The sequence below is a fragment of the Chitinophaga polysaccharea genome (genome assembly GCF_007829335.1).
Taxonomy (GTDB): domain Bacteria; phylum Bacteroidota; class Bacteroidia; order Chitinophagales; family Chitinophagaceae; genus Chitinophaga; species Chitinophaga polysaccharea_B.
The window spans coordinates 1-11,426 of record NZ_VIWO01000002.1; the positions used below are offsets into that span (position 1 = coordinate 1).

The window sequence follows — 11,426 nt, forward strand, 5'->3', positions numbered from 1 at the left end:
GAGAAGCATCTGTAAGCTCGAAATAATACAAAATCCCCTCGGGAAGAAGGGCTTCTAAGAGAAGATTTAAATTCTTATCCACGGTGTCCTATCTAATTAGATTGCAAAAAAAACAATTTTGGGACAATCCCCCAAGTTTTCTACTTGATCCCCGCTTTCTCCTATCCTCAATCGGTTCTTGGGGAATTTTATATATTTGATTGTTACATCAGGGTTCATCGGATATTTTATTTTTATTATGGATGCGAGGGGATTATTGAAAGAACATATTACTAAACTTGCATCGCTTACTCCAGCGGAGTTTGATTATTTCTTTAGTCATTTCAAGCCGCTTTCGTTTAAAAAAGGGCAGGTAATCATCCGGGAAGGTGATAAAGTCGACAATGAATATTTTGTTGTTTCCGGCTGCCTAAAAACATTTTTTATCAACGACGATGTAAAGATGCACATCCTGCAATTTGCGATGCCTACCTGGTGGGCATCAGACTATAATGCATTGTATACCCAGACAAAAGCCACCGTCAACCTGGATTGTATTACAGACGTGGAACTGCTGAGTTTATCCAATGTTGATCGTGAAAAACTCTGCAGGGAGATCCATCAGGTAGAATATTTTTTCCGCTGGCGTACCAACGGAGGCTATGTGGCTGCACATAAGCGGCTGCTGTCGTTTATGAATAATGACGCTAAAACCCGCTATGAAGAACTAATGAAATTATACCCCCTGCTGTATAACCTCGTTCCCAAACATTTAATTGCCGCCTACCTGGGAGTGTCCAGGGAAACTTTAAGCCGGCTTTACAACTCGCATAAGAATGTGATGTAAGTCACCTAATCAGCCGGAAATCCTATCGTTACTTTGTATCCTAAATTTTAAAACATCTAAATACAAAGCAATGAAAACGCAAAAATTTAATATCACAGTTGCACAAAGCAAGATTGATTGGGTAGGTAAAAAAGTAACCGGAGCGCATAACGGAACTATCCAGCTTAAAGCAGGTGAACTTTCCCTGACAGATGGGCAAATAACAGCCGGCAGGTTTGTTGTAGATACCACTTCCATTAAAATACTGGACATTACAGACCCCGCCACCAACGCTCAATTTGCCGGGCACCTGGCTTCCAATGATTTTTTCAGTATTGAGCAGTACCCGGAAGCCTACTTCGAAATCACTTCTGTACAGGGCAACCACGTGAAAGGTGACCTTACTATTAAAGGCATCGCCAATCCCGTGGCATTTGATGTAAAGACTAAGCTGAATGATGATACATTGACCGCAACTGGCACTATCGTCATTGACCGTACCAAATTCGGCATTAAATTCCGCTCAGGAAATTTCTTCCAGAACCTCGGCGATACGCTTATTTACAACGACTTTGACCTGAATATCGTGTTAACGGCAAAAGCAGTGGAAGTACCCGCTCAAGCATAAATCTGAGGATATGCCATTCGTAAAAATTGAAATGACACGCGAAGGAATTACCCGCGAAAAAAAGCAGCAGTTGATAAAAGGTATAACAGACCTGTTCACTAATATTTTCAACAAAGACCCACATCTCACGCATATTGCCATACAGGAAATTGAGCTGGACAACTGGGGATATGCAGGCGCGCAAATATCCGTATTACGTGAAAAAGGCATCACTGCCGATAAAAAATAACACAATGGACAAGCAGGCAATATTAATGTAGACGGGGGATTAGGCGCCGGTTACAATCTGAATTAAAATGAAAACTATACTCCTGACAGCTTTACGGTCCTGCATGTTGTGGGGCAGCGAAGCACAAAACAAAACTAAAATGGAAACTAATAAACCAGACTCATTAGCGATATCCGATGTGCTGGAGAATCGCTACTTTAAAGGTATATATGAGGGAGACGTTGCCCTGCTAACTACGGTGTATCACCCAGGGACTTTGGTTCTGGGAGATGTAAAGGGGCAGCCCTACGCCAAAAATTTATCGCAGTACCTGGATGGTGTCAAAAATCGACAGAGCCCAAAGGCTTCCGGCAAGCCATTCAAAGGTGAGATACTTTCTATCAAAGTGGTTAATTCGATAGCCACCGCCGAAGTAAAAGTGGTGATGTACGATTTTGTTTACCAGGAATTTTTGTCTTTTCATAAAATTGATGAAAAATGGGTCCTCGTCAATAAGATGATTACTGACACGGCCGGCCAACAGACTTCTGAAAAGCCGTCAGATATTCCGGGATCAGAACGTAAAGTTAACCTGGTGGCCTATATGGAAATACTTCCCGCCTTTCAAAAAGAGATGAAGGAAGCCCTAGCTGCGATGGCAGCGGAGAGCAACAGGGAACCTGGCTGTGTGCAGTTTGTGGTGAATATGCGGAATGATTCGCCCCTTTCGATCGTCGTTTACGAAGAGTATAAGAACGACGCAGCTTTTGAGGTGCATAAGACATCTGCTCACGCCAGGAATTTTTTTGAGTTTGTGAAAGGAAAGATTGTGAATGATAAGATCGATGTTGTTCTCCTGACTGCAGTAAACAGTTTATATTAAATTTTTTATATTCAACACAATGTGGTATCAAACAAAAGCGACGGAGTTATTGAGTATTGATTACCCTATTATGCAGGGGCCATTTGGGGGTAATCTCTCGTCAGTGCAGTTGGTATCTGCGGTTTCAAATGCCGGCGGATTGGGTGGTTATGGCGCATATACCAATAGCCCGCAGGAGATCGTGGCGATAGATAAGCAAATAAGAGCCGCCACCAATAAGCCGTATAATATCAACTTATGGGTGTCAGATACGGATGTTACCGGAACAGTTACCGACGAGCAATATCAACGGGCGGCCCAGGTGTTTAAGCCCTACTTTGATGAATTAGATCTGCCTGTGCCTGCTAAAATCGCGCCTTTTCAATCCAGGTTTGAGAATCAGGTGCAGGTAGTCATGGACATCAGGCCCAAAGTATTCAGTTACATGTTTGGTACACTGACGGAGGATATAATGGAGCAATGTCACAAAAGAGGGATCATCACTGTGGGAGCGGCCACCACGTTGGATGAAGCCATGGCATTGGAAGCAACCGGCACAGACATGATCATCGCTTCAGGGTTTGAAGCCGGCGGGCATCGCCCTTCGTTTCTGGGCTCGGCAGAAGCTTCCATAACAGGGACTTTTGTGCTGGTACAACTGATCCGGGAGAAAGTGAAAGTTCCGGTTGTAGCGGCTGGGGGAATCGCAACTGGTGCCGGTATCAAAGCAGCCCTGACGTTAGGAGCGGACGCAGTGCAGATAGGAACAGCTTTCCTGGCCTGTGAAGAATCCAATGTATTGCCCATTCACAGGGAGGCGCTGTTCTCTGAAAAGGCGAAATACACTGCATTGACACGCGCATTTACCGGCAGGCTCGGACGCGGACTGACCAGCAGGCTTGGAGAAGAGACGAAAGGAAAGGAAGCCGGATTCCTGCCTTTCCCGTTGCAAGGCCACTTTATGTCGTCCTTGCGAAAAGCCGCCTTAGGCAAAGAACAATGGGATATGATGCAGTTTTGGGGTGGACAGATTGCTCCCATATTGAAACACCGGAAGGCGGATGCGTTAATGCACGCGCTGGTAACAGAGGCCACCGCTTTATTCGCAAAATGATCCAACGGCCAAGGTTCAACCGGTGAAAAGATAGATTTTACAAAAAAAATTGACGCCATGCAGGCAATACGAAGTGGAGATAATTTATGAGAAACTGTTCCTTTAGAAGAAGGAGACAAAAAAGCTTTTTTGTATAGAAAAATAGCAGAACTGTATGGAAATATTCTGTAAGCAGCTGTAGTTTTATTTTCCGTTGTAACAGGAGGACCAATTGTGACTGCATTCATTTGACGTTATGATGAGATACCTGGAAAACCTTATTGTTAGCAGCTACTATTACCTCAGATAACCTCGTAATACTTAATTTAATTAAGATGCGTAATCCCTTTTTTCATCAACTATCCAATAAACCTGTAATGCTTTGCGTGTGTGATCCCTCTCTTCCCCGGCAGTACAGACCGCCGGGCAGATAGTTATCCACTTTCTTTCCCCTTCTTATCATATTGACTCATCTGGTGTTATCCGGAAGGCAATTGCCTGTTCGTGTTTTTAAACGATAGTGTAGTTGATAAGCTATCCTAACTATAATATACTATGGAACCCAACGAAGATAAATCCGGGAAAAGCAAAATTTCCATACAAGAATTGTCGCTGCCCAAAGGAGGCGGAGCCATGAAAGGATTGGAAGATTCCTTTCAACCAAATATTTTTACTGGCACTGGCACCTATTCTATACCCCTGCCTGTAACAGCTGCCAGAGGCTTCGAGCCCAATCTGGCGCTCAGTTATAGCTCAGGAAACGGTAATAGTGCCTTTGGATTAGGGTGTTCATTATCTCTCTCAAAAATATCTGTCAGCACAACAACCGGCACCCCACAGTATCATAGCGACATGATTTATGAACTGGAAGAAGCAGGACAGCTGCTGATAAAAGAAATGAACGGCAACCCACGGAAGGAGACCCTTAACAGTATCTCCTATACGGTTACTATTTATATCCCCAGAATATTGAGCGATTATTCCCTTATAGAACAATGGAAGGACGATACTACGGGCCTCTCTTTCTGGAAAGTGCTGTCGGCAGATAATGTTCTCAGGTTTTACGGGCAGACAGAAGAATCGCGTATCAGTAACCCTGATCAACCGCAGCAGATTTTTCAATGGCTGATAGATGAGAGCCAGGACAATAAAGGAAATAAGAATAGGTTCAGCTATAAGAAAGAAAATACGGATAATGTACCTGCCACCATTTATGAGCAGAATAGAACCGTGACAGCCAACAGATATATTCATAGCATTCAATATGGCAATTATCTGGATGCGTCCCAAAAAGAGCAATTCGCATTTGAGCTGATATTTGATTACGGAGAATATGATCTTGCTGATCCGGCAAAGGCCTACACTCCAACGAAAAGCTGGGCCTGCAGGCCGGATCCGTATTCCGTATATAACAGCGGCTTTGAGATACGCACTTTTCGTTTATGCGGCAACGTTTTACTGTTTCATCACTTCCCCAGCCTCCAGGCAACGCCGTTGCTGGTGAAATCCCTGAGCCTGGAATACCTGCACCAGCAGGCTTATGGCAATGTTGCACTTCAATGTATGTCGATGTTGAACAAAGTAACCCTCCGCGGTTATCGCCTCAATGATGACGGCACTTTTTCGACGCTCGCACAACCCACAACGGAACTACGTTACTCCGCCTTCAATCCGCCGATAGCGCCTGAATTTAAAGTGCTCGAAATGGGAGAGGGCTTCACCATTCCCGGTGATCTCAGCAGCGCAGCATACCTGCCAGTAGACCTCTACGGTGATGGATTACCCGGTTTCCTTTACAGCAACAATGAAACCTCTCTTTACCTTGCACCACTTGGCGAGGGAAAATACGCCGGTCCGGCATACAGTCAGCAATTTCCGGTAAACAGAAACATACAGGATGGAAATGCCACGCTGGTAGATATTGACGGCGACGGGCAGCTGGAAATGCTCATCAGCAACCCAGCGAAGGCAGGGTTCTATGATTGCAACAACGACGGTACCTGGGATAATTTCAGCACCTTCCGCCAATATCCAAATACGGCCTCACTGCCATTCATGGAGCCAGTAGGTATCAACAATAATGGCAAAACAGATCTGCTGCAGGCAGAACCTAATTATATCAATATCTTTTTCTCCAAAGGAAAAGAAGGATACAAACCACTCAGAAGTGTACCCAATACCAATAGCATCCCAGCTCCAACCAGTGCCAGCCAGGAATTGGTAACGTTTACGGGCATATTTGGAGATGGACTGTCGCATAGAGTGCGCATCCGCAGCGGTATCGTGGAATGCTGGCCCAACCTCGGCTACGGAGTATACGGAAAGAAAGTGCTGATGGGCAATGCACCCCTCTTCGATAATAACTTCAACAGCAACCAGCTCTATCTGGCAGATATCGCCGGTACTGGCACTACAGATTTGATTTACCTCTTTGCCAATCATATAGCAATATACCTTAACCAGAATGGCAATAGCTTCGCCGATCCTATTAAGATACAGCTCCCGGCATTGTATGATGCCATGGACCAGGTGAGCTTTGTGGATGTACTGGGCAATGGCACTACCTGCCTGGTATTGACCAAAATAGCGCCGATCCCTATTCACTATTATTACAATTTTGCCGGAGAAATCGCACTATACGGAAGCACAACCGCCAAAACAATGAAGCCCTTTCTGATGAATGAGGTGGACAATAATATGGGTTGTATCACACAATTACATTATTGTAGTTCCACCAAATTCGCATTGGAAGATAAACTGGCAGGTAAGCCCTGGGTGACAAAACTGCGTTTCCCAGTGCAGGTGGTAGAATCAAGAGTAACGATAGACCTTATCACCAATACCCGCTACAGCAGCACCTATAAATATCATGATGGCTATTACGATCCCACAGAGCGAAGGTTTTGCGGCTTTGGATATGTCGAATCCTGGGATACAGAAAAGTTTGATGATTTCACTTCCAATCAGGTCTTTTCCCAACAATTCAATCCTGAGTTATTCGTTGCACCGGTATATACCCGGCAATGGTTCCTCACAGGCGTATCTGAAGGGTATCAGGCAAATATGGCTTATTATAAACGCCAGTTTTTCCAGGGAGACAAGTCCGCATACGATTTCCCGGATAGTGTAATGGAACTGGGAACTTACAACGATGATGCAGAGATCCTAAGAGAAGCCTATCTGGCGTTGAGCGGTCAGCTGTTGCGCAGAGAAGTGTATGGAACCGATGATAGTCCGGAAGCGGTCAACCCTTATACGGTAGAAGCATCCAATGTGACCGTTACCCTGGTGCAACCTGCCAACGGACAGCGCTATGCCGCATTTACGGTTCATCCAAGAGAAGGCATCGCCTACAATTATGAGCGCAACCCGGATGATCCGCGTATACAGCAGAATTTTACCTTGTCGGTCGATGAACTAAGCGGCCAAGTGAAAGCATCTGCGATCATTTACCTGCCCCGTAGAAACAATATGTCTGGCACTTTGCCAGACCAGCTGACGCTAAAGGCAACAGGCGCCCAATATGAGTACATCGATACTGCTGAGAATGCGACCTACAGATGGAGGGGACTGCTATGCGAGCAGCAACAGTTTGAAATATTCGGGCTGGCTCCCGATGTAAATAGTCAATACTTCAGCTTCAATGCAGCCAAATCACAGGTGGATACCGCATTTACAAATGTGGTTCCCTACGGAGGAGCACTCGATCCTTTGAAGAAGGAAGCCAGGCAACTGACATGGAACCAGGTGTATTTCTGGAACGAAGATCAGTCGGCCGTTCTGCCTTTTGGCCAAATCAGTTCAAACGGGCTAACCCATCATCTGCAATCGGCAGCATTCACACAAGCCTTTATAGATACCGCTTTTACCAACCATCTCACCCAAACTATTCTTGCTGACGACGGCGGCTATTACTACGATACGGCTAACGGCTACTGGTGGAATCGTGGGTTGATACAATATTATTATGATCATACCCAGTCCGGATATTTTCATATGCCTTATAAAACGGAGAATTCCTTTGCAGCGCCCACTTCTTCGCTTTTTGAGAAGGTGACACTGGAATATGATACTCCTTTTGTTTTGATGCCGATTGTACAGAAAGAATACCTGGACGACACGACGATCAATCAGCAAACTTGTGAAATAGATTACCAGGTGATGCAGTACAAGCAAGTGATCGATATTAATAACAATGTTAGCCAGGCTATCTTTGATCCACTCGGCTTGGTAGCAGTGACCAGCACGTTCGGGAAAGAGGCCGGTGTAGATACAGGTGGGATGCGGCTTTACGCTTATGATAGTAAACCAGCGGAGTATCAAAACAGGTTGGCCGGATCTTCCGGAGGCGCTATCACTTTCGATGATGTGCTGGCACATAAAGACTATTATCTGCAGGGCGCCACTAACTATTTCTATTATTCCCTGCATACCTGGAAGCCTTCCAATCAGGATCCCCAGCCCATCAGCGCTATTCATCTGGTACGGGACCAATATTACTACGTAAATGCGGCCAGCACTCCTTTTAGCTGTCAAACTGCAATACAGTATGAAGATGGAATGGGGAGAGACATAGCGAATAAACTGTTGGTAGATAAAGATGCCACTACTGATCAGTGGATGGTTTCAGGCCGTACGGTGTACAACAACAAAGGAGAACCCTGCGAACAGTATTTCCCGTTTTTCTCCGACTCGCCTTATTATGAAGGTCTGGATGATATTGTGCTGATACCGCCCACCAGTACCTACTATGATCCTTTGATGCGCGTGATAAGAGTAGATACCCCCAAGGGCTTCTTCACCAAAACGATGCGTACCGCCTGGGAGGAGAAATATTATGATGAAGATGATACCGTGCTGGAGTCATCTTTCTACAAAAATAACTATCCGGATAAGGTATCTCCCGCAGAAAAACTGGCCCTGGAAAAAGCCGCGGTGTTTTTTGATACCCCCACCATTACCGTGTCCTCCAACACAGGTAACGCTTGTATGGAGATTCATACCCTGGCCGGCGGCAGACAGCTGCCCACCCATACTATCAATGATATTCAGGGCAGGGTAGTGGAATCTGTTGATCCGCGCCTATATGAATCGAATCAGCAACAGGGCACCCACTACTATAATTTCAGGTATCTCTACGCGATGGAGGCCGAAAAACCACTGAGTACCGATAGCGCAGACGCTGGTGTAATACAGGAGCTGCTTAATATCTTCGATAAACGCCTCCTGGATTGGAATTCGCGTAACTATTGCCAGTTTACTACCTACGACAAATTGCAGCGGCCCCTCCAGCTGTTGGTAAAAAAGCTGGACAGCACTGGTCCCATCACCTCCTTCGAAGATTTTAGTCTTGCTGAAATATACACCTATGGCGAAACGCGTGCTGACTCCTACAACTATAACCTACGCGGACAGGTCTATCAGCTAAATGACTTAAGCGGCATCGTTATCGACAGCAGTTATAGTATGGCGGGGCAAATCATGCAGTACAGCCGCCAGATGGTACAAGATTACAAACTCCCCGTAAATTGGAAAGATCAGGTGCCCCTGCAAGCAGAAGTATACTTGCAGAAGGATACCTACAACGCCTTACAACTGCTCATTACCAGTACTTCTCCAGATGATACGGTCACTACCCAAACCTACAACAAGGCATCATTGCTGAAAGGCATCGATCTGACATTTAAGGATAACAGCACACAAGCAGTCATTAGCAGTATTACCTACAATGCTAATTCACAGCGAACAGCCGTAGCCTATGGCAACGGCATCGTTACCAGTTACACTTATGAAGATACCACGCAGCGGCTGCTGGAACAGCAAACAGTCAAACAAGGCAACGCCAAAACGTCGGCAAAAGCAAAGACCAGGACCAGGGTAAACGTGATAGATACCAATCTGCTAATGGATATAGGATACACCTATGATCCGGTAGGTAATATCACGCAAACAAACGATACCAGTGTAGAAATTGTTTTTAACAATAATCAACAGGTAGATCCGATTGCCAATTTTACCTATGATGCCGTGTACCGGCTGATAGAAGCCAGCGGGCGTCAGCACATCGGCATCAATGGCAATACGTACAAGAATAATAAGGTAGATAATAGTTTTAAGCAATCTATTTTCAGCCAGTTGCCATCTTCCAATGATCTGGTAAAATTAGAGAACTATAGGGAGATATATACTTATGATGATGCCAATAACCTTATTAAGAAACAGCATATCGCCAGTACATCTTATACGGTGGATACACCGGTATTGGCGAATTGTAACCGGCTTAGTGGTATCGAATACGATGAAGCCGGAAACATGCGGCAGCTGCAGATCAACAGTATGGTGCCATTATCTTATAACTGTTGTAATAATCTGGTGAAAGCCGCGATTATTACGCGTCCTGATCAGCCTGATGACGCTGATTATTATCTCTATGATGCCTCAGAAATGCGCACACTTAAAGTGAACGAAACCCTTGATCATGGAGGTACGGTGACAAATATTTCACAGAAGATATATCTCGGCAATTATGAAGTGACGCGCGAATACAGTGTGGGGGGCAGTGGGAATCCCGTCCTTACGTCGGAGCGGCAAACACTCCGCGTGATGGATACCGGTAACTGTGCGCTGATTGTTCACTATTGGGTAAGCGCCAACAGCCAGCGTAATGGACATGCAGCAGGTGATCGCAGTTTCCGTTTTCAGCTGAGTAACAATGTTAGCTCCGTGGCCATGGAAAGAGATGCAGCGGCGGCCCTGATCAGCTATGAGGAATACTTCCCCTTTGGCGGCACCGGCATCATAGCCGGGGAAAGTGAAACAGAAGTAGATATCAAGGACTATCGCTACAACGGAAAGGAATGTGACGATAGTACCGGGTTGTATTACTACGGTGCACGCTACTACATATCGTGGCTGGGAAGATGGAATAAGCCGGACCCAGAAGGTACGGTAGATGGATTGAACCTTTATACCTATGTGGGTAATAATCCACTGATTAATTACGACCCTACAGGAACTTCTTTTGCAGCCCCTGTGGCGGCATCTTCCAATCCTGCCGGGAGAACACGGCTTTTCCTCGGCGAATCTGATTTCACTTATGCCCTGGCCTTTGCCACTAAACATCCGGATATAGCGCATACGATGGTCGCCACCACCTATGAATCGGAAGATAAGCTGGAAGAGATGGATTTCTTTGACACGATGTATAAAAATAAGTTGGCGTTGCAGGCAATGGGTGTACAGGTACTACATGGCGTGGATGCTACTGATTTTGGTACCTGGACGGATACCGAGGCAGCGGGCATTGAACAGATATATTTTAGTCATCCACATACACAAAGCCGTAAATATCATACTTCTAATGTATTGAAAGGCCTATTTCGTGAAGCCAGAGAATATTTGACTGCTGATATCAAAATTCATATCCCGCGGGTGTGGAAGAAAAGCAAGCTGGCCGGGATTGAATCGATGTATGGTTTTTCCAAGGTACTGGATGAGGGGGCGGAAAAAGACACCTGGGTGCTGGACAGTAAGCATAAGTTTAGTGACACACGTTACCCAGGATATAAGCACACCATGACACAGGGTGGTGGGTCCGCTGACGTAACCAAAAACGGCTCGGTGGAATTTGTATTCCGACAAAAAAGGTCGAGTGATACGGCGGCGGCTGCGGAGTATAAGAAAGCAAGGACAGCCGTAGACACCGATAGCGAATCGGAAGATGAATCAGATACACCACCACCCGTAAACCCCGCATGGGAAAGACTAAAAACGGATTTGCTGAGAAGTTTTGCAACTCCGGTATTCGGCTCATTATCATAAACTTTATTT

6 protein-coding genes are annotated in these 11,426 nt (G+C 45.5%); all 6 read left to right on the top strand.

Going from position 1 to position 11,426, the window contains the following annotated elements:
* The first annotated feature begins 238 nt into the window (after positions 1 to 238).
* The 6 genes from FHW36_RS08150 to FHW36_RS08175 all read left to right on the top strand — a co-directional run bounded on the left by FHW36_RS08150 (position 239) and on the right by FHW36_RS08175 (position 11,417).
* Positions 239 to 826, top strand: coding sequence for a Crp/Fnr family transcriptional regulator (locus FHW36_RS08150; RefSeq protein ID WP_145665407.1), 588 nt, complete (start codon positions 239 to 241; stop codon positions 824 to 826).
* A 70-nt stretch (positions 827 to 896) separates the two neighbouring features.
* A complete protein-coding gene (locus FHW36_RS08155; protein ID WP_145665410.1) occupies positions 897 to 1,433 on the top strand; it encodes a YceI family protein in 537 nt (178 codons plus the stop codon).
* A 10-nt stretch (positions 1,434 to 1,443) separates the two neighbouring features.
* Positions 1,444 to 1,662 carry a tautomerase family protein gene (locus FHW36_RS08160; protein WP_145665416.1) on the top strand — a complete coding sequence of 73 codons (219 nt, stop codon included), beginning with the start codon at positions 1,444 to 1,446 and terminating at the stop codon, positions 1,660 to 1,662.
* A 67-nt stretch (positions 1,663 to 1,729) separates the two neighbouring features.
* Positions 1,730 to 2,524: a nuclear transport factor 2 family protein gene (locus tag FHW36_RS30445; protein ID WP_186452345.1), complete on the top strand. Its 795-nt coding sequence runs from the start codon at positions 1,730 to 1,732 to the stop codon at positions 2,522 to 2,524.
* A gap of 19 nt (positions 2,525 to 2,543) precedes the next feature.
* Positions 2,544 to 3,617, top strand: coding sequence for an NAD(P)H-dependent flavin oxidoreductase (locus FHW36_RS08170; RefSeq protein ID WP_145665420.1), 1,074 nt, complete (start codon positions 2,544 to 2,546; stop codon positions 3,615 to 3,617).
* 534 nt (positions 3,618 to 4,151) lie between these two features.
* Entirely contained in the window at positions 4,152 to 11,417 is a 7,266-nt protein-coding gene (locus FHW36_RS08175) for a Rossmann-like fold-containing protein (RefSeq protein WP_145665423.1), read from the top strand.
* The last annotated feature ends 9 nt before the right edge of the window (positions 11,418 to 11,426 follow it).